Origin of the sequence: Gallibacterium genomosp. 1 (genome assembly GCF_001678575.1) — a bacterium.
Classification (GTDB): domain Bacteria; phylum Pseudomonadota; class Gammaproteobacteria; order Enterobacterales; family Pasteurellaceae; genus Gallibacterium.
Map to the genome: position 1 here is coordinate 1 of NZ_JTJP01000019.1, position 21,228 is coordinate 21,228.

The window sequence follows — 21,228 nt, forward strand, 5'->3', positions numbered from 1 at the left end:
CAATTTTTCTCGGCATCTTTTTTATCCCAAATCTATAATTCCCAAGGGTAATAAAAGTTATTGGAATTTTTGAAATAGATGTGGAGACCGATATATTCTTCCTTATCTCTAAGATACCAGTTTTTTAAACCATATTTTTCTTTCCAATTGTCAAGCTGTTCCATAATTTGTGAAATATCTTCACTAGATACTATAATGCGAGCACCAAAAATATCATTCAAAATACTATTAACCGGATAACCTTCGCTCCTTTGTTGGAAACGTTTAATTTTTTCTAAAATAGATTCTGATGTTTTAACACGATAAAAATAGGAAATATCATATAAATCGGCACGGTAGAGATAATCATTAATTGATTCGTGTAGATTTAAACGATATGCAAGAATATGTTGAACAGTTGTTTTTGATAGTATATTGATTGTTTTAATTTTCCCTGTTTCAAAATAATCTTTTGAAAAAGTAAGATGCACTTTATTTATTTCATCAATAAGTCTTTCTACTTTTTCCAACATTTTTTAATCCCTCAATAAAAAATATTATTCAAAACGTTTTCTTTTTTAATTTTGAGAAAATAAATAAAAACTAATCCCCATAAATCTCACGATAAAGTTGTGATTCAAAACGGACTAGCGGTGCACGTTTGGTTTTATCTTCCAAATCACCGGTGGAGTATCCGTTGATAAATTGAACGAATGCGACTTTTTCACCACGGGCGTTGTTGAGGAAACCAGCGAGGTTGTAAACTCCCTTCAGTGAACCAGTTTTAGCAATGACATTTTTTACTAATGGTGAGCTGATCAATGAACCTCTGCCACTGATAGTGCCGTCAACACCGGCGATTGGGAAAGTTTGCATTAATTTGAGCGTGTTGTCGTTGCGAGCAATGTATTCCAATGCTTGCAACATCGTATTAGCGCTGATCAGATTTTGGCGTGAAAGCCCTGAACCGTCAGCAATCACACTGTTACCAAAGCGGATATTGGTGTTTTTTTCTAGAATTCTTCTCACCGCCATTCCACCTAATTGGAATGTCGCTGGGCGTTTATAGTAGTAATAAGCAATTGTTCTGAATAATGCATCTGCAATTTGGTTATCAGAATGTTTCATCATTTTTTTCAACAATTCCGGCAAGGCTTTAGACTGATGAGTAGCTAAAACATTACCTTGCTGTGGTTGGAATGGTATTTGAACTCGCCCACTGAATGAAATGCCGAGATTTTTTAACATTCTTTGTAAAATCGCTACGGCATAGCTATCGGTATCCTGTACCGCAAAACTTAAACCGAATTTTTTCGGTTGACGGCGGATACAGCCTTTGAGTTGATAACGGTTATTGTCGTTACTGACCACATCAAATTGACAATAGCCCGCTTCATTGTCATTAACGATATAAACTTGGCTAAACATCTGAATTGGGTATTGAGAAGGAACATCAATACGAACTAAACTGCCAACAGAACCACTGGCATCAATGTTTACAGAAAAACAGTTACCGTCAATATTCACCGCTGCTGGTGGTGCATTAAAACACATTGTTAAATCGTTCCAAATCCAACCTAAGCCACGGTCGTGGGAAGCAAAAATGGAGGTATCTAAAATTAAATCACCATTGATTTGGCGAATTCCTTGTTTTTTTAAAGTGGCGAGTAGGTTGTAAAGCTGTCCGCTAGTTAAGTCTGGATCTCCACTAAATTTGATAATTAAATCACCTTTTAAATGTCCATTTTCAATTTTTCCGTTGGTTAATAAGCTGGTTTGGAATTTAAATTGATCAGTTAATAGCAGCTTTGCGGCAATGGCGGTAAATACTTTTTGTGTACTTGCAGGTAACATAAACATATCGCTTTGATAATCTGCAATGGTTTGATTGGTGGCAAGATTTTTGGCAGTGATCGTAACATTTGCGCCTTTAGGTAATTCGCGGGTTAATTGGGCTACATCAACAGCAGCATTTACGAATTGGCTAAATATTGCACAACTTAATGTAGGAAGCAGATATTTTAAAGATTTACGAATGTACGTATTGATTGAAATAGAGAAGATCATAACAACGGTTTTTAATATTGATATTTTTTGCAATGCGGTAAATAATAATAGCTCTCGTTGATTTCGTAAATCACAATTTATTATTTTTGCCACATAAGTACAATGTTTATTGCTTATGTGGTTTTGTTTTGACTGTTAATTAATACGTTAAAAGGGATCAAAATAATGCAACAAATTCCGATGACAGTACGCGGTGCTAATCTTTTACGTGAAGAACTTGAGTATTTAAAGAATGTGCGTCGTCCAGAGATTATTAAAGCAATTGCCGAAGCGCGTGAGCATGGTGATTTAAAGGAAAATGCAGAATATCACGCTGCTCGTGAGCAACAGGGATTTTGTGAAGGACGTATTCAAGAGATTGAAGGCAAATTATCTAATGCACAAATTATTGATATAACGAAAATTGCGAATAATGGACGTGTAATTTTTGGTGCAACAGTCGTGTTAGTGAATGTGGAAACTGATGATGAAGTAACTTATCAAATCGTTGGTGATGATGAAGCAGATATTAAACAAGGGCTAATTTCGGTCAATTCACCAATTGCACGTGGTTTAATCGGTAAAGAAGTAGATGATAATGTCACGATTACAACCCCAGGTGGTAAAGTTGAATTTGATATTATCAGTGTAGAATATCGTTAATACCTCCTTAGCTTTAGGATTGCCCGTTTTCATTTGAAGCGGGCGTATTTTTGGATAAAACTCATCAAACTGATTCTCATTAATCCAATCTGTATAACCAATAACCCTCTTATTGATGTTGATTGCTGATCGGTGAACGCATTCGTGATAAAAATTTTGTAAATTCTGTGATAAGATAACGACCGAATTTTAACTAGAACGATGATATAGATAAGAAAATGGATAGATTGTGGGTAAAAAATTATCCGGCTGAATCAAGAATGGATCCGAATACGTTGGCATTATCTTCTTTAGTAGAAATGTTGGAAAAAGCGGTAAGAGAACATCCGGATAGACCGGCTTATGTCAATATGGGGCAAGTTTTAACTTATCGTAAATTAGAAGAGCGTAGCCGAGCATTTGCAGCTTATTTACAGAATGAGTTGAAGTTGGAACGAGGTGATCGCGTTGCATTGATGATGCCGAATTTGTTGCAATATCCAATTGCACTGTTTGGTATTTTGCGAGCTGGTATGGTGGTGGTGAATGTTAATCCGCTTTATACTCCGAGAGAATTAGAGCATCAGCTCAAAGATAGCGGTGCAACCGCGATAGTGGTGGTTTCCAACTTTGCTTCGACATTAGAAAAAGTTGTTTTTAATACTGATGTGAAGCACGTGATTTTAACTAGAATGGGCGATCAACTTTCATTCGGTAAGCGGACGTTAGTCAATTTTGTGGTTAAATATATCAAAAAGCTAGTGCCGAAATATAAATTGCCGCACGCCGTAACTTTCCGTGAAGTGTTAAGGGTTGGTAAATATCGTCAATATATTCGTCCAGAAATTGGTAAAAAAGATCTTGCATTTCTGCAATATACTGGCGGTACAACCGGTGTGGCGAAAGGAGCAATGCTCACTCACGGCAATATGATTTACAACATTGCACAGGCAAAATGGTTGGCTGAGCCTTTTGTTAAAGCTGGTAATAATCGTTATGCCACTATTATTTTGCCGATGTATCACGTTTTCTCTTTAACCGTGAATGCATTATTGTTTATTGATTTTGGACTTACTGGTATTTTAATCACTAACCCTCGTGATTTGCCTAATTTGATCAAAGAGTTAAAGCGTTATCGTCCGATAGCGATCACAGGCGTAAATACTTTATTTAATTCGTTATTACAGCAAGAAGAGTTAAAAAATGTTGATTTCTCTCAGCTAAAATTAACTGTTGGTGGTGGAGTATCTGTGCAAAAAGCGATTGCACAACGTTGGTATGATTTAACTGGTTGTCATATTTTAGAAGGCTACGGAATGACAGAGTGTTCACCGTTGATTGCTTGTAATCCAGCGAATTTCGCCGGACACGCTGGTAAAATCGGTGTGCCAGTGCCGGATACCGATATTAAAATTATGGATGATAACGGCAATGAGCTCGGGCTTAATCAACCGGGTGAGCTTTGGGTGAAAGGCGCACAGGTGATGCAAGGTTATTGGAATAAACCGGAAGAAACCGCAGCAGTGTTAAAAGATGGTTGGATGGCGACTGGTGATATAGTTGAAATGGATGATGACTATCAGTTGCGTATTGTTGATCGTAAGAAGGATATGATCATTGTTTCTGGTTTTAATGTCTATCCGAATGAAGTAGAAGACGTTATTATGTTGAATCCGAAAGTGGCTGAAGCCGCTGTAATTGGTGTGCCTCATCCGGTTTCAGGAGAGATTATCAAAGCTTTTGTGGTAAAAAAAGATGAAAGTTTAACTCGGGAAGAGTTGCGTAAACATTGTCGTAGTGGTCTAACAGGTTATAAGATTCCACGAGAAATTGAGTTTCGTGAAGAGTTGCCAAAAAGTAATGTCGGAAAAATTTTACGCCGTGTTGTGCGTGATGAAGAGCTGGCAAAACGAGCAAAAATAGCAGCACAAAATTAATCTGAATTTCATCATTGGCTCAAACGCTGAAGATGACGATAATGCGTTACATATTAAGATAGTTTTCGCAAACAGTAATGTACAGTAAGGTAAATAAGGCATGGATTTCATGCCTTTCTTTTTGAAAGATAGACAAGTAGAATGATTCCTTATCAATTTATTCAACAAGATTCACAATTAAAGCAGCTATGCGAACAAGCACGGCATTATTCAGTAGTGGCATTGGACACTGAGTTTGAGAGAATACGCAGTTATTATGCCAAATTAGGGTTGATTCAGCTTTATTTCGGTAAAGATGTTGCATTGATCGACCCTCTAAACATAACTGATTGGCAGCCCTTTGTTGAGTTGCTTAGTGATAAAAATGTATTGAAAATTTTGCACGCTAGTGGGGAAGATATAGAGATTTTTCATCAACAATTTCAGCAAATTCCGATGCCAATGTTAGATACTCAAATTATGGCAAATTTTTTAGGATTTCAGCAATCTGTTGGTTTTGCACTATTAGTACAACATTATTTACAGATAGAGCTGGATAAAAAAGCATCAAGAACAGATTGGTTGAAACGACCGTTAAGCGAAAGACAGCTTAATTATGCGGCGGCGGATGTTTATTATTTATTGCCGATTTACCAAAAAATGGCGATTGCAATGGAAAGTTCGGAGTGGAAAAATGCGATTCAGCAGGAGTGTGAGTTGTTTGTACAAAAACGTTGTCGCCAAATTTCACCGGAAAAAGCGTATCTAGACATTGGCAATGCGTGGCGTTTAACTCGAGCAGAATTGAATAATTTGAAATTCTTAGCGAAATGGCGTTTTCAAGAAGGCATAAAACGCAATATTGCGTTGAATTTTATTGTCAGTAGTGAAGGCTTAATTCAAGTGGCTATTCACGCTCCAGTTCATACCTCGCAACTAGTAGAATTAGGTTTACACCCTAAAGAAATTAAACGGTATGGCAAAAAATTATTGCTGTTGTTGGAGCAGGCAAAACGTGTGCCTGAAGAACAATACCCTGAGTTAATTGAAAATATTTCAGAACGCCCACACTATAAAAAATATTTGAATTTGTTACATAAAGAGCTAAAAGTGATGGTGCAAAACAAAGTGCCATTACAAGTTGTTGCAAGCAAGAAATCACTGCACCAATTTTTAAAATGGTATTGGATGGGACAATCCCAACAAAAATTACCTGATTTGCTGTGTGGTTGGCGTGCGATTTATGGCAAAAAATTATTGAATAGCCTTAAAACAGCTGTAGAAAATGAGAGTTGAATTATATTTTTTCTAAAAAATGACATTTTTTTTTGTAAAAAATATAATTAAAAAGAAAAAAGATTATTTTTAGATTATTTTATTTGCATAATTTATATTTTCCGCTATCTTAAGGTGTGGCGGAGATCAAAGATCTCTTAATTTTCAACACAACAGTATAGAAAATTATAAATTATGGTTACTTCATCTCGTTTTATAACATTACTATTTCAAGGCTCGTTAGTGAAAAGAATTGCTATCGGTCTTGTATTAGGGATATTTTTAGCACTGATTTCTCCTTATTTAGAACCAATATTAGGGACTAATTTGGCAGAAAATGTTAGCATTCTTGGTCAAATTTTTGTCCGTTCTTTACGTTCTATTGCACCGATTTTGATTTTTGTATTGGTGATGTCTGCGATTGCTAATCGTAAAGTCGGTGAAAAAAGCAACTTAAAAAGTATCATCTATTTATATTTGCTAGGTACTTTTTTATCAGCATTAGTGGCTGTGGTCGCTAGTTTTTTATTTCCAACTGAATTAGCATTGGGAGATGCAGAAAAATCTATCGCTCCACCGGAAAGTGTGACTCAAGTGTTGAGCACTTTAATTTTTAACGTGGTGGATAACCCGTTCAATGCGCTTTTCAACGCTAACTTTATTGGTATTTTGGCGTGGGCGATCGGTCTTGGCGTTGCATTACGTCACGCTTCAGATACTACTAAAAATTTATTGTTAGATATTTCTGAAGCAGTTTCTATGGTCGTGAAGGTTGTGATTGCCTTTGCACCAATCGGGGTGTTTGGTTTAGTAGCAAGTACTTTGGCTGATAAAGGTTTATCCGCATTAGGTGGTTATATCCAAGTGTTGGCGGTATTAATTGGCTCAATGCTATTTGTTGCTTTTGTCATCAATCCTATTTTGGTGTTCTGGAAAACCAGAGAAAATCCATATCCGTTAGTTTGGACCTGTATTCGTGTTAGTGGCTTAACTGCATTTTTCACTCGTAGTTCAGCGGCAAATATTCCGGTTAATATGGAGTTAGCACAACGCTTGGGCTTGAAAGAAGAAACTTATTCAGTTTCTATTCCATTAGGTGCAAGCATTAATATGGGAGGTGCTGCAATTACTATTACCATCTTAACTTTAGCGGCAGTACATACTTTAGGCATTGAAGTTACATTACCGACCGCATTATTGTTAAGCCTTGTTGCAAGTATCTGTGCATGTGGTGCATCCGGTGTTGCTGGAGGTTCATTGTTACTCATTCCTTTAGCGTGTAGTTTATTTGGAGTTTCAAACGATATTGCAGCGCAGGTTATTGGAGTTGGCTTTATTATCGGTGTGTTACAAGATTCAACCGAAACCGCTTTAAACTCTTCTACAGATGTTATTTTCACTGCAGCAGCGTGTAAAGAGGAAGAACGTAAAAGCCGAGCTTAATTATTTGTGATTATTTTGGCAGAAATAAATGGAGTGGAATAATTTCCACTCCATTTTTCTTTGCGAAATTTGGGATTATGAGATATTCCTTTAGGTATTTTTTCTCTAATTATTTAAAAAGTTGAGAACAAAAGTTAGCACGGATGTGATAAAAAGCCCGAACTTTCGATCGGGCAATATTAGATAAGTTAAATAACAATAAAAAGTAGATTGCTATTTGAGTGGTTAAAAATTAACGAGTGGAAAGCTGGAAAATCATCGCTTCCGCTTGACAACAGAAATTAAACTCTGCTTTTAATTGATAACCGCCGTCAACTTGAGAAATTTCATTTGTGATTTTGCAAGGTTCGCTTTCGGCTGCTTTTGCTTTTTCAGTTAAATAGTCAAGTGCTTGCTGTGCTTGTTCTTCAGAGGCATAAACTTGAGCAAAATCAACGCTGCAGTCTTCATTATCGATCACTGTGCCGACATCAACGCAACAACAAACTTTTGCTTCTTCAGGTTTACATTTCATTTGACTCATAAATAACTCCAATTCAAAAAAAGTGATAAAAAAACAAATTTATTTTAACACGATGTTGCAAGAAAACCGTTGAGAGTTTATTTAATTTGATCTATATCAAGCTGATTTCAAGGTTGACTGGTCTAATCACTTCGCTTTAAATCCTTATTGTGTTGAGTTATGCCGTGATATTGCATAAGATTCAAGCTCTTAAATTGGCACTAGTTATCAATAAATAATAAGGAAACTAATTAATGCGTTTACTTTCAAAAACTTTACTTGCAAGTTTGGTTGCAGTTGCATCTCAAGGATCGTTTGCTTCTGCTTTCCAATTACATGAAACCTCAACTTCCGGTTTAGGCCGTGCTTATGCGGGGGATGCGGCAGTGGCGGAAAATGCTTCTGTAGTGGCAACCAACCCAGCATTAATGACTTTCTTTAAACAGCCTGAAATTTCCATTGGTGGTATTTATGTTCGTCCGAATATTGATTTAAAAGGCGAAACATTTGGAAACAATGCAGATGCTGATAACATCGCTACGAAAGAAGTGCTGCCATATGTTTATGCGGTTTATCCAATCAATGATCGTTTTGCTGTCGGCGGCGGAGTAAACGTAAATTATGGCTTGGCGACAGAATTTAATAACAGCTATAATGCCGGCTTTTTTGGCGGTAAAACGGATTTAACCACGATTAATTTTAATTTAAGTGGTGCCTATCGTGTCAGTAATAATTTCAGTGTTGGCGTTGGTGTAAATGCAGTGTATGCCGATGCAGTAGTTGAGCGTCGTGTGGGGATTTTAAACTTAGCTGTAGCGTCTTCATTGGCTCAAAAAGCTCAAGATGCCGCTGTTCAATCTAACAATGCTGAAGCTCAGCAATATGCACAAATGGCACAACAAGCTAAAACATTGGATAAATCTGCAATTTTACACAAGTTAGAAGGTGATACTTGGGGTTATGGTTGGAATGTCGGTGCAGTTTATGAGTTTAATGAAAATAACCGTATCGGTTTATCCTATCACTCTCATATCAGTTTAGATTTTGATGGTAATTATACAACTGATATTCCATCAACATTACGTTCGGCTTTTGGTGTAACAAGTGGTAATGGTACGGGATCATTAAAACTTCCTCTGCCTGCTTATTGGGAAGTTGCTGGCTATCACCGTTTAGTACCTAAATTTGCAGTAACTTATAGTATTAAGCGGACTGAGTGGAGTCGTTTCAAAGAGCTATATGCACATAATGGTGGAAATAAATTATTCCAGAAAGATGAAAATTTCAGTGATACTACGCGTATAGCATTAGGTTTTATCTATGATATGACAGAATCATTGACATTGCGTGCTGGAATCGCTCATGATGAAACTGCGGTAAGTCAAAATTATCACTCTATTTCAATCCCTGATACTGACCGTATGTGGTACAGTTTTGGTACAACTTATCGTTTTACACCAAATTTATCTGTTGATGCAGGTTATGCTTTTGTGAAAGGTAAAAACTTATCTTTTGATGAGGAGCAAGGTTCATTAAAAGGGACGTTCCACTCAAAATCTACCGCACATTTATTCGGTCTAGGATTAAACTACCGTTTCTAAATTTTCAATAAATTTCAAAGCAAAGGCTGACATTGTTCAGCCTTTTTTGTTATATATTAGAGAAAAATTGTTAAGGATTACGAATGACCTCTTTTTTCAGTGAAAAACTACAACAATTAGCGCAAATCGGGCAAAGACGAGCATTTCCACAAATTGAACATCAAGGTAAGTGGATTGTGCGACAAGGAGATAAGTTATTAAATCTTTCTTCTAATGATTATTTAGGTATTGCAGCAGAACCACAAATTTTAACGCAATTTTTAGCGGGAATCTCACAACAGTTATTGCCTTTAACCAGTTCTTCCTCAAGATTATTAACTGGAAATTTCCCGATTTATGAAGACTTGGAACAATGCATTGCACAAGATTATCAACGCCAAGCCTGTCTATTATTTAATAGCGGTTATCACGCCAATATCGGTATTTTGCCAGCAGTAACTGATCGACATACATTGATCGTGGCGGATAAATTTGTTCACGCTAGTATTATTGATGGTCTTCGTTTGTCTGAATGCAAATGGATGCGTTATCGTCATAATGATTACCAACATTTGTCGAATATTTTGCAAAAAGTGGCGGCAGATTATCAACGTATTATTATTGTGACAGAAAGTGTGTTCAGTATGGATGGCGATGTTGCTGATTTATCGGCATTAACAGCGCTGAAACAGCAATATGATAATGTTTTATTGTATGTTGATGAAGCTCACGCTGTTGGAGTTTTCGGTGAAAAGGGGCTTGGTATTGCTGAACAGCAGGGGTACATCAATCAGATTGATTTTTTAGTCGGCACGTTTGGCAAGGCACTCGCTTCAACAGGAGCATTTGTTGTATGTGAGCAAGAGGTAAAAGATTATTTGATTAACACGATGCGACCGCTGATTTTTTCCACCGCTTTGCCTCCATTTAATGTAGCTTGGAGCTATTTTGTTTGGCAAAAACTTGCTAGTTTTCACGACCGTCGCCAACATTTAGTTAAAATAAGTCAACAGTTACGAAATTTTATTCAAGATGAGCTGAACTTGCCGATGCCGAGCGAAACGAATGTTGTGCCTTATATTGTTGGTGAAAATCAGCGAGCATTGGAGATTGCTCATCGTTTACAGCAATATCATTTTTATGCATTGCCTATTCGTCCACCGACAGTACCAAAAGGAACGGCGCGCATTCGTTTTTCATTAACAGCTGCAATTAATGAAGAGGAAATTGTTGAATTAATGAAAACATTGAAAGAATTACAATAAGGATTTTAGATGAAAACAGAGTTTATTGAACAACAAGGTTCGAATTTAATTCTCTATTTTGCAGGTTGGGGAACGCCACCTAGTGCGGTAGCGCATCTACAAATACCACAAAATTTTGATTTATTAATCTGTTACGACTATCAGGATTTACAGTTGCAATTTGATTTTTCCGCTTATAACGACATCTATTTAGTAGCGTGGTCAATGGGTGTTTGGGTGGCAGAACAAGTATTGCAGAATGTCGCCATTCATAAAGCGGTTGCTATTAATGGCACATCTAAACCGAATGATGATCTATTTGGTATTCCGACGGATATCTTTCAGGGAACATTAGATAATTTAAATACTACTACAAGAAATAAATTTGAACGTAGAATGTGTCAAAGTCGAGAGCTGTTGGCTCAATATCAACAATTGCCGGATTATCGCTCATTAGAAAATATACAACGGGAGTTGTCATTTCTTGCTCAACAAATCAAGCAGCGACCAGCGGTAATATTTCAATGGCATCAGGCGTGGATTGCAACACAGGATTATATTTTCCCAGTGATTAATCAACAAACTTATTGGCAACCTCGTTGTGTAATTAAAAGAATTGACGCCGGACATTATGCTTTTCCTTATTTTCAGCAATGGCAACAATTATGGCACTGATTGATAAAGAACAGGTGGCGAAACGTTTCCAAACAGCGCAGTTCAGTTATGGGCAACAGGCGATAGCGCAGCAGAAAATTAATCAACATTTGATAGAGTTATTACAGACAACAGGAAAACATCAGTTTTATCGTGTGTTAGAAATTGGCTGTGGCACGGGTGATTTAAGTGAACGATTAATAAAAGCAGTAAAAATAACTGAATTGGATCTGAACGATCTTTACCTTAGCGATAATATTCACCAAAATTTACAGCAAAAACGATGTGCTAATGTAGATCAGGTACGTTTTATTGGTGGTGATATTGAACAATTAAAGTTAACACAGCATTATGATTTGATTATCTCAGCATCAACAGTACAGTGGCTACATCATAAAGAAGCTTTTTTAGCAAAATGTGCAAAGCATCTTAATGCTAATGGGATGCTGTTATTTAACACTTTTGCGCCAAATAACTTAACGGAAATCAGCACATTAACCGGAGTCGGTTTAACTTATCCAACAACTCAAGAATGGCAATACTGGCTTAAACCACATTTTTTATTGGAGCATTTAGACACGGAAACGATTCGCCTAAGATTTGATTCACCACTGACAGTATTACGTCATTTAAAAGCAACTGGCGTAACGGCTGTTCAAAAAACGGTATGGACAAAAGGAAAACTTCAACAATTTTGTCAAGTATATCAACAGCAATATGCGTTGGCGGATGGCTCTGTTTATTTGAGTTATGTGCCGATGTATTTTGTTGCGAGGAAATTATCATAGTGTGAGGTTGTTTTTAACCAAGAGATGGTTTTATTTTGTTGTGATTAGGTCTTGAATGAATGGGGATCTTTTAGGGCGAAATTTAAACTAAAGAATTAAAGTTGAAAATTACAATAAAAAATTCAATAAAATCCTTGCCCAAGCAAAAAATATATGTATAATACGCCACGTATTTCAGACGCGGGGTGGAGCAGCTTGGTAGCTCGTCGGGCTCATAACCCGAAGGTCGTTGGTTCAAATCCAGCCCCCGCAACCAATTTTAAAAATTAAAATTGGTTTAGTTTTAAGAGAGATAAGCCCCGTTAGGGGTTTTTTTGTGGAATAAATTTAAGTAGATAAATTTATTTGTTCAGTTTGGTTAACACGAAGAAACGGGGCTATAAGCCCTTTTTTTGTACCTTAATTTTGACAATTAACAAGGAGATTATCTTTGGCAACGCTAGAGCAAAAATTACAAGATTTATTACAACCTACTGTTGAAGATATGGGGTTTGAACTGCTCGGGGTTGAATGTACCCGTGCTGGTCGTTATTCAACAGTCCGTTTATATATAGATAAAGAAAATGGCGTAACTATTGATGATTGTAGTGATGTGAGTCGTGAAGTCGGTGCAATTTTAGATGTTGAAGATCCGATTAGCGATAAATATAACCTTGAAGTGTCATCACCAGGCTTGGATCGCCCTTTATTTACTTTAGCGCATTATCAACGTTTTGTTGGTGAAGAGGTTGTAATTCATTTACGTATCGCAATGTCAGGTCGCCGAAAATGGCAAGGTGATTTAGTTAAAGTTGATGGCGATATGATTACTTTAAACGTAGAGGGACAGGAACAGGTATTTGCTTTTAGTAACATTCAAAAAGCTAATATTGTGCCGAAAATTTCCTTCTAAATTAGAATTTAAGAGATGATAGAGAGACAAAGATGAGTAAAGAAATTTTATTAGCGGCTGAAGCCGTATCAAACGAAAAGTTATTACCTCGAGAGAAAATTTTTGAAGCGTTGGAAAGTGCCCTCGCTATTTCAACCAAGAAAAAATATGAACAAGATATTGATGTACGTGTTTCAATTGATCAAAAAAACGGTGATTTTGTTACTTTTCGTCGTTGGTTAGTGGTAGAACATGTGACCCACCCAACCAAAGAAATTACGTTGGAAGCGGCACAAATAGAAGAACCGGAAATTCAATTAGGTGAATATATTGAAGATGAAATTGAATCTATTCCTTTTGATCGTATTACAATGCAAACTGTGCGTCAGGTTATCAGTGCTAAAATTCGCGATGCTGAACGTAATAAAGTGGTTGAACAATTCAAAGAACGTGAAGGTGAAATCATCACTGGTATTGTAAAAAAAGTAAATCGTGAAAATGTTATCCTTGATCTAGGAAACCAAGCTGAAGCAATTATTCTGCGTGAAGATTTGTTACCACGTGAAAATTTCCGTGCAGGAGATCGTGTGCGTGGTGTGTTATATAAAGTCAATGCTGATACGAAAGGGCCTCAACTTTTCGTAACCCGTTCTAAACCGGAAATGTTGATTGAGTTATTCAAAATTGAAGTACCAGAAATTGGTGAGGGCGTGATTGAAATCAAAGCGGCAACGCGTGATGCTGGGGTACGAGCAAAAATTGCAGTGAAGAGCCACGATAAGCGAATTGATCCAGTTGGTGCTTGTGTTGGTATGCGTGGTGCGCGCGTTCAAGCTATTACCAATGAGCTGGATGGCGAACGTGTGGATATCGTGCTTTGGGATGACAATCCGGCACAATTTGTGATTAATGCGATGGCTCCGGCAGATGTAGTTTCCATTGTGGTGGATGAAGACAAAAAATCAATGGATATTGCAGTTGAAGCCGCTAATTTGGCACAAGCTATTGGGCGTAATGGACAGAATGTGAATTTAGCTTCTCGTCTTACTGGTTGGAAATTAAATGTAATGAGCAGTGATGATTTAGAAAACCAACATCAGGCTGAGAATCAAAAAACAATGAACTTATTTATGGAAGCGCTTGATATTGATGAAGATTTTGCCAATCTTCTGACTGAAGAAGGTTTCAGAAATTTGGAAGAGATTGCGTATGTACCGATTGAAGAGTTGCTAGAAATTGACGGTTTTGATGAAGATCTTGCCGAAGAGTTACGCAATAGAGCGAAAGAAGCATTGACAAAAATTGCATTGGCAGAAGAAGAAGCATTGGCAAATATTGATGTGGAAGAGGCTTTACTTAAATTGGATGGAATGAACCGTCATTTGGCTGTGAAGTTAGCTGAAAAGAAAATTACCACATTGGAAGAACTTGCCGAACAGGGAGTTGATGATTTAGCGGATATCGAAGGATTATCGGCAGAACAGGCGGCTCAATTGATTATGGCAGCACGTAATATTTGCTGGTTCGGAAATGAAGAATAATAAGGTGGCGTACAGATGAGTGATAAAAAAACTGATACCCAATTAACAGAGAAAAAGCCAACCAAGTTGAAATTAAAACGTTCAACACACAGCACCTTAACAGTGCAACAAAATGGTAGTGGCAAAAGCAAAGAAGTAAAAATTGAGACACGTAAAACACGTGTGATCGATACTCACGCTAAAGAAGAAGCGGAAGCTAAAGCGAAAAAAGAAGCGGAAGCCAAAGCACAAAAAGAGGCGGAAGCCAAAGCGCAAAAAGAGGCGGAAGCTAAAGCGCAAAAAGAGGCGGAAGCCAAAGCACAAAAAGAGGCGGAAGCTAAAGCGCAAAAAGAGGCGGAAGCCAAAGCGAAAAAAGAGGCAGAAGCCAAAGCGCAAAAAGAGGCGCAAGAGCAGGCGAAAAAAGAAGCTGAACAGGTGAAAGTGGCAGATGCTACAAAAGCTGAGACAACCAAGAAAACCGCTGTAAAAGACGAAAATAAACAGAAACGCAAAGCGGAAGAAGAGGAATTTCGTCGTAGAGCAGAAGAAGCCGCACGCCAAAAAGCGGAAGAGCAAGCTCGCAAAGCGGCAGAAGATGCCAAACGCTATGCTGATTTTGAAGATGACAATTTTAGCGATGATGATGTGGATGACTATTCCGATTATCACTTAACCTCTTCTTATGCTCGTGAGGCTGAAAATGAAGAAGAGCGTCGCAATGAAAATCGTGGTCGTGGTAAGAAAGTAGCGAAAGCGAAGAAAAACAATCGTGACGAGGAGTCTTCTAAAAACGAACGTGAAGCGAATCGCCGTAATAATCAGCAACAAAATGCGAAAGGTAAGAAATCTAATCGTAAGAGTGCATTGCAACAAGGTTTTACTAAACCGGCACAACCTGTTACTCGTGATGTCGTGATTGGTGAAACCATTACTGTCGGTGAATTAGCGAATAAAATGGCAGTGAAGGCGACTGAAGTAATCAAAACGATGATGAAAATGGGAGCAATGGCAACCATTAACCAAGTTATCGACCAAGAAACAGCACAATTAGTTGCTGAAGAAATGGGACATAAAGTGGTGTTACGCCGTGAAAACGAATTGGAAGAAGCGATATTAAGTGACCGTGATATGAATGCGGAAGCAGAACCACGTGCGCCAGTAGTAACCATAATGGGACACGTTGACCACGGTAAAACTTCATTGCTTGACTATATTCGTAAAGCGAAAGTGGCTGCAGGCGAGGCAGGAGGAATTACCCAACATATCGGTGCTTATCACGTGCATACACCAAACGGAGATATTACCTTCTTAGATACTCCAGGACACGCTGCATTTACTTCTATGCGAGCTCGTGGTGCGCAAGCTACTGATATTGTTGTGTTAGTTGTAGCAGCGGATGATGGTGTAATGCCACAAACTATTGAAGCAATTCAACACGCTAAAGCGGCAAATGTGCCATTAGTAGTGGCAGTAAACAAAATTGATAAGCCTGAAGCTGATCCAGATCGAGTGAAAACTGAACTTTCACAATATGGTGTTATTTCAGAAGATTGGGGTGGCGATACTCAATTTGTTAATGTTTCAGCAAAGAAAGGCATTGGAATTGATGAGCTATTAGATGCTATTTTGTTACAAGCTGAAGTGCTTGAGTTGAAAGCGGTCAAAGATGGTATGGCAACAGGAGTTGTTATTGAGTCTTACCTTGATAAAGGTCGAGGTCCAGTGGCAACAGTATTGGTGCAATCTGGCACATTAAACCGTGGCGATACTGTACTGTGCGGATTAGAGTACGGTCGTGTGCGTGCAATGCGTAATGAAATCGGTAAAGAAGTAAAAAGTGCCGGTCCATCTATTCCGGTAGAGATTTTAGGGCTTTCCGGCGTGCCTTCAGCTGGGGATGAAATGACGGTTGTTCGTGATGAGAAAAAAGCTCGTGAAGTCGCATTATATCGTCAAGGTAAATTCCGTGAAGTGAAATTGGCTCGTCAACAAAAAGCGAAACTTGAAAATATGTTCAGCAGTATGACTGAGGGCGATGTTTCAGAGTTGAATATTATCGTTAAAGCGGACGTTCAAGGTTCGGTAGAGGCTATCTGTCAAGCATTGTTAGAGCTTTCAACTGATGAAGTGAAAGTAAAAATTGTTGGTTCAGGTGTAGGTGGAATTACCGAAACCGATGCGACTTTAGCTGCGGCTTCTAATGCTATCATTGTTGGTTTCAATGTACGTGCCGATGCCTCAGCACGTAAAGTGGTTGAAGCGGAGAATCTTGATCTTCGTTATTACTCCGTTATTTATGATTTGATCAATGAAATCAAAGCGGCATTAAGCGGTATGCTTCAACCTGAATTTAAACAGGAAATTATCGGTCTCGCAGAAGTACGTGATGTGTTCCGTTCACCGAAATTTGGTGCAATTGCTGGTTGTATGGTAATTGAAGGGGTAGTTAAACGTCATAATCCAATCCGTGTGTTACGTGATAATGTGGTGATTTATGAGGGCGAACTTGAATCGTTGCGACGCTTTAAAGATGATGTGAATGAAGTGCGTAATGGTATGGAATGTGGTATCGGCGTGAAGAACTATAACGATGTTCGTGTCGGAGACCAAATAGAAGTATTTGAAACTGTTGAAGTAAAACGCTCAATTGAATAATAGCTGAGCATTATCAATAATAGGAAAGTGAGTGGCGGTAAATGTCGGCATTCACTTTGAAAAGATAAACTCAGAATCACTTAATGGAATAAATTTTTAAGGCGGTAATTATTGCCGCTTTTTTATTAAGGAGGCAATTATGGCAAGAGAATTCAGCCGTGCACAACGAGTTGCACAAGAAATTAAAAAAGAGATTGCAGTTATTTTGCAACGTGAAGTCAAAGATCCTCGAATTGGTATGGTAACTGTTTCTGATGTAGAAGTATCGAAAGATTTAGCTTATGCTAAAATTTTTGTTACTTTTCTTTTTGATGAGGATGAACAACAGATAGAACAGGGAATGGAGGGATTACATAATGCCTCACCTTATATCCGTTCGTTATTGGGTAAAGCAATGCGTTTACGTATTGTGCCGGAATTACGTTTTGTTTACGATAATTCGCTGGTTGAAGGAATGAAAATGTCTAATCTAGTGACAGAAGTGATTAATCGGGATAAAGCAAAACATCACGAAGATCAGGAGTAATGGTGGTAAAGAAAAAAGGACGAGATTTACACGGTATTATTCTGTTGGATAAACCGCAAGGCAACAGTTCAAATGGAGTAATGCAACAAGTAAAGCGTTATTTTCAAGCAAATAAAGCTGGTCATACAGGGGCATTGGATCCGTTGGCGACAGGAATGTTACCTATTTGTTTTGGCGAAGCGACCAAATTTTCGCAACATTTGCTTGATGCCGATAAATGTTATTTGGTTACAGCAAAACTAGGTGAACGCACAGATACTTCCGATGCAGAAGGCACTGTGGTGGAACGCAAAGCAATTAATGTGGACTTAGAACAAATTAAATCAGCATTGCCTCATTTTACTGGTAAGTTACAACAAGTGCCAACAATGTTTTCTGCACTAAAATATCAAGGGAAACCGCTTTATGAATATGCGCGTGCAGGTATTACTGTTGAGCGTCAAGCTCGACCAATTACTATTTTCTCAATTGATTTTATTGAATATCAGAAACCTTATCTCACTTTATCAGTGCATTGTTCAAAAGGCACTTATATCCGAACATTGATTGATGATCTCGGTGAATATCTTGGTTGCGGTGCACACGTTACAATGTTGCGACGTACCAAAGTAGCGAATTATCCTTATGAAGCAATGGTAACAATGGAACAGTTGGCAGAATTAGCGCAAAGTCACGATTTTACCGCTTTAGATAGATTATTATTGCCAATAGATACGGCGGTTGCGAGCTTGCCCAAATTGATATTACCCTTGCAACAGGCTGAAAAATTAATATTTGGGCAACGTATCAAATTGACGCAACCATTAGCCACAATGCACTACCGAATTTATGATGAAAATGCACATTTTATTGGGGTAGCGGAGATAGTTAATAATGTGCTACACCCTCGTAGATTGGTCAGTCAAGTTGCAAGAGAAGATTAAACAAATTTAGGAAAAATAGTTTAAAAATTTGTCTAAAAAAACATCATTTGGAGTGTTTTGTGTTTTTTTTATGCAAAAAAAGTGTTCTTTTGACTGTTTTTTAGGCTAAAAAATAAATAAAGGTTGATCAACTACCCAAGTTGGCGTAGGATTTGCCCCGAAATGAGGTCGATTAGACTTACATTTTCTTAAAAAGTTCACAGTAACTTAAAAAATTTTTATAGAGGTATTAATTATGAAAAAAACATTAATCGCACTTGCAGTAGCAGTAGCAGCAACTTCAGCAAATGCAGCTGTAGTTTATAATCAAGACGGTACTAAAGTTGAAGTTGGCGGACAATTCCGTGTTAAATTAACAAAAGATTCTAATGAACGTATTGATCTTAAAAACCCAGGTTCACGCATTGACATCAAAGCATCTCAAGATTTAGGTAATGGCTTCAGTGCATTAGCCGCTACTCAATTACGTTTCTCATCAAGAGATGAAGTAACTAAAGAAGCAAAAGAAGATTTCAATAAAATTGAAGCTCATGATGTATATGCAGGATTTGCTTATGATCAAGTGGGTACATTAACTTTCGGTAAACAAAATACCAACCAAGATGATTTAGGTATTTCTGACTATACCTATGATTTAGGTGATGTGAAAATGACTCACAACCACGATGATAAAGCGGCTAAATTCCGCAGCGTAGAATGGAATGGCTTTAGCTTCGGTGCAGATTATTTCTTCGGTGATGCGAAAAAAGATTCTGACACAGAACAAAATGGTAAAGGTTGGGGTGCAGCATTATTCTATACTGCTGAAGTTGCCAATGATACTACTTTAACTGTTAACGGTGGTTACACTAAAGTTAAGAAATTTGAAAGAAATGTAAAAGATTACAATGAAAGCGCTTATGTTGTTGGTGCTGAATTAGCAACTGGTCCGTTTGCATTAGCAGTTGACTGGTCTGAAGAACACACTACTAATGGCACTAACAATTTAGAATTTGGTACAACTGAAGTTGGCATTAATGCTCATAAAGTTAAAGCATTGGAAGTTGGTGCTAAATATAACTACTTAGAAAATGCGAAAGTATATGGTGAATACCAATACAAGAAAGCAACTCCAAACAGTGGTGATGATAAAGTAACTATGAACGGCTTTATCCTAGGTACTGACTACTGGTTTACTAAACAAGTTGTAACTTACTTAGAAGCTGGTACATTCCAATATAAAGATCAAGACAATAACAAAGACAGAGATAACAAAATCGGCGTTGGTTTCCGTGTTTATTTCTAATTTAATTTGTTAGTTGTGAAACCCCGATCAGTTGATCGGGGTTTTTGTTTTTTGTCCAACTATTTCGAATGAGAAAAGTGGGTTTGGAGAGCTAAGAAAATAGTGTATTTGTCAATTCTCATTACTGTAGATCTTGGAACAGTAAAAAGACTTCTCCTTGCTATGCTCGAAAAATGATAACTTTCTGCCTAAAATCTATTTCTATTCTGGCAAGTTTAAGCTTATTGAAATTTGTGGGAAATTTGATTAGTCAATAATAAAAAACCCCGAGAAAACTCTCGGGGTATAGAGGTATGTTTAACTATTAACAATTAGAATAAGACACGTAATCCTACACGTAATTTATGATCTCTTGCTGATTCACCATCAAATTTAGCTTTTGCTGTACCTGCTTCAAAGTAAGTAATAACGTTTTTAGCGAATTTATAATCTGTACCTAAGATAAATTCGTTTACTTTTACTTTTGGATCATCACTTGAAATGGTTGCTTTACGATAAATATATTCACCATATACAGAGGCATTTTCTAAATAACTGTATTTTGCGCCAACTTCAAGTTGTTGTAATTTATTGATTGGGAAGGCAATCAATCCATCATCATGAGGTAGTTTGAATCCGATACCAACTTGGTTATTTGATGCTTTTTGTTGAGAATAATCAACAGCAAAAGCAAAAGGACCTGTTGTTAGTTTTGCACCAACAATGAACGCATTTAATTTGTGTGCCTCATAGTCAACTGAAGCTAAATTATATTCACTTAAATCAAATGAACCTTTTTTCACTTTAACTTGAGAAAAGCCAGCATTTACTTGTAAGGTAGTATTATTAGCAACTTCAGCAGTATAGAATAGTGAGGTACCAAATCCAGCGCCATGGTTATATTCATTTTTATCATTTTCACCAAAGAAATAATCTAAACCTAGTTCTAACCCAGCAAATTCAGCACTACGGAAACGAGCAACTTTGTTACCCTCTGTCATTGTTAAATTAATACCACCTAAGTCATAGGTAAAATCTGATAATCCAGAATCATCTAAGTTAGATAATTGGCGACCGAATGTTAATTGACCAATGCCCTCTTTAGCAAAGCCAGCATAAACACGACGTACTGTAACATTATCTTGATCGCCTTTAAGACCAATTTCTAAATGACCTAATGCACTGTAGCCATCACCTAAATCCTGATTTACTTTTGCGTGAATACGAGATGAACCATATTTAAGATCTGCTCTCTCATTTTTATCTTTAGATAAAATTAGACGAACTTGTCCACCAACATCAACTTTAGTACCATCTTGATTATAAACTACGGCTGCGTTTGCGGAAGTGGCTGCTACTGCTGCAACTGCCAATGCGACTAATGTTTTTTTCATAATTGA

The 21,228-nt window shown here is 37.4% G+C and carries 18 protein-coding genes and 1 tRNA gene; 15 read left to right on the top strand and 4 right to left on the bottom strand.

All coding sequences use genetic code 11. The annotated features are described in order from the left end of the window. Positions 1 to 32 precede the first annotated feature (32 nt). Positions 33 to 512 (bottom strand): GTP pyrophosphokinase, encoded by a 480-nt coding sequence (locus QV04_RS04820; RefSeq protein ID WP_082985568.1) that lies wholly within the window; start codon positions 510 to 512, stop codon positions 33 to 35. 70 nt (positions 513 to 582) lie between these two features. Further along, entirely contained in the window at positions 583 to 2,046 is a 1,464-nt protein-coding gene (gene dacB, locus QV04_RS04825) for a serine-type D-Ala-D-Ala carboxypeptidase (protein ID WP_065231251.1), read from the bottom strand. 165 nt (positions 2,047 to 2,211) lie between these two features. Between dacB and greA the strand changes: the two genes are divergently transcribed. The 4 genes from greA to sstT all read left to right on the top strand — a co-directional run bounded on the left by greA (position 2,212) and on the right by sstT (position 7,301). After that, on the top strand, positions 2,212 to 2,688 hold the full coding sequence (gene greA / locus QV04_RS04830) for a transcription elongation factor GreA (RefSeq protein ID WP_065231229.1): 477 nt from the start codon (positions 2,212 to 2,214) through the stop codon (positions 2,686 to 2,688). A gap of 218 nt (positions 2,689 to 2,906) precedes the next feature. Then, complete coding sequence (gene fadD / locus QV04_RS04835) at positions 2,907 to 4,604, top strand: long-chain-fatty-acid--CoA ligase FadD (protein WP_039137303.1); 1,698 nt, start codon at positions 2,907 to 2,909, stop codon at positions 4,602 to 4,604. A 141-nt stretch (positions 4,605 to 4,745) separates the two neighbouring features. Beyond that, a complete protein-coding gene (gene rnd / locus QV04_RS04840; protein ID WP_065231230.1) occupies positions 4,746 to 5,879 on the top strand; it encodes a ribonuclease D in 1,134 nt (377 codons plus the stop codon). A gap of 174 nt (positions 5,880 to 6,053) precedes the next feature. Then, entirely contained in the window at positions 6,054 to 7,301 is a 1,248-nt protein-coding gene (gene sstT, locus QV04_RS04845) for a serine/threonine transporter SstT (RefSeq protein WP_065231231.1), read from the top strand. 232 nt (positions 7,302 to 7,533) lie between these two features. Here the strand turns inward: sstT and QV04_RS04850 are convergent, their stop codons facing one another. Continuing rightward, positions 7,534 to 7,824, bottom strand: a complete 291-nt coding sequence (locus QV04_RS04850; RefSeq protein ID WP_018347066.1) for a YfcZ/YiiS family protein — start codon at positions 7,822 to 7,824, stop codon at positions 7,534 to 7,536. A 233-nt stretch (positions 7,825 to 8,057) separates the two neighbouring features. On the opposite strand from QV04_RS04850, the gene QV04_RS04855 reads away from it, so the two are divergent. From QV04_RS04855 to QV04_RS04905, 11 genes are all read left to right on the top strand, one after another. Next, on the top strand, positions 8,058 to 9,404 hold the full coding sequence (locus tag QV04_RS04855) for an outer membrane protein transport protein (RefSeq protein WP_065231232.1): 1,347 nt from the start codon (positions 8,058 to 8,060) through the stop codon (positions 9,402 to 9,404). An 83-nt stretch (positions 9,405 to 9,487) separates the two neighbouring features. Continuing rightward, complete coding sequence (locus tag QV04_RS04860; RefSeq protein ID WP_065231233.1) at positions 9,488 to 10,648, top strand: aminotransferase class I/II-fold pyridoxal phosphate-dependent enzyme; 1,161 nt, start codon at positions 9,488 to 9,490, stop codon at positions 10,646 to 10,648. Between the two features lie 9 nt (positions 10,649 to 10,657). Beyond that, positions 10,658 to 11,302, top strand: coding sequence for a DUF452 family protein (locus QV04_RS04865; protein WP_065231234.1), 645 nt, complete (start codon positions 10,658 to 10,660; stop codon positions 11,300 to 11,302). Next, positions 11,293 to 12,069 (top strand): malonyl-ACP O-methyltransferase BioC, encoded by a 777-nt coding sequence (bioC, locus tag QV04_RS04870; RefSeq protein WP_065231235.1) that lies wholly within the window; start codon positions 11,293 to 11,295, stop codon positions 12,067 to 12,069. The genes QV04_RS04865 and bioC overlap by 10 nt, the downstream gene beginning before the upstream one ends. Positions 12,070 to 12,248: 179 nt before the next feature. After that, positions 12,249 to 12,325 (top strand) — tRNA-Met (locus QV04_RS04875). Between the two features lie 174 nt (positions 12,326 to 12,499). After that, positions 12,500 to 12,961 (top strand): ribosome maturation factor RimP, encoded by a 462-nt coding sequence (gene rimP, locus QV04_RS04880; RefSeq protein WP_039136868.1) that lies wholly within the window; start codon positions 12,500 to 12,502, stop codon positions 12,959 to 12,961. A 32-nt stretch (positions 12,962 to 12,993) separates the two neighbouring features. Continuing rightward, positions 12,994 to 14,481, top strand: coding sequence for a transcription termination factor NusA (gene nusA, locus QV04_RS04885; protein WP_039136866.1), 1,488 nt, complete (start codon positions 12,994 to 12,996; stop codon positions 14,479 to 14,481). 15 nt (positions 14,482 to 14,496) lie between these two features. Beyond that, on the top strand, positions 14,497 to 17,115 hold the full coding sequence (gene infB / locus QV04_RS04890) for a translation initiation factor IF-2 (RefSeq protein ID WP_039172080.1): 2,619 nt from the start codon (positions 14,497 to 14,499) through the stop codon (positions 17,113 to 17,115). Positions 17,116 to 17,254: 139 nt separating this feature from the next. After that, positions 17,255 to 17,641: a 30S ribosome-binding factor RbfA gene (gene rbfA, locus QV04_RS04895; RefSeq protein WP_039136323.1), complete on the top strand. Its 387-nt coding sequence runs from the start codon at positions 17,255 to 17,257 to the stop codon at positions 17,639 to 17,641. Between the two features lie 2 nt (positions 17,642 to 17,643). Beyond that, positions 17,644 to 18,564, top strand: coding sequence for a tRNA pseudouridine(55) synthase TruB (truB, locus tag QV04_RS04900; RefSeq protein ID WP_082985570.1), 921 nt, complete (start codon positions 17,644 to 17,646; stop codon positions 18,562 to 18,564). Positions 18,565 to 18,799: 235 nt separating this feature from the next. After that, positions 18,800 to 19,849, top strand: a complete 1,050-nt coding sequence (locus QV04_RS04905) for a porin (protein WP_039136325.1) — start codon at positions 18,800 to 18,802, stop codon at positions 19,847 to 19,849. Between the two features lie 311 nt (positions 19,850 to 20,160). Here QV04_RS04905 and QV04_RS04910 read toward each other — a convergent pair whose 3' ends face one another. After that, positions 20,161 to 21,222 (bottom strand): porin, encoded by a 1,062-nt coding sequence (locus QV04_RS04910; protein WP_039087182.1) that lies wholly within the window; start codon positions 21,220 to 21,222, stop codon positions 20,161 to 20,163. Between the last annotated feature and the right edge of the window lie 6 nt (positions 21,223 to 21,228).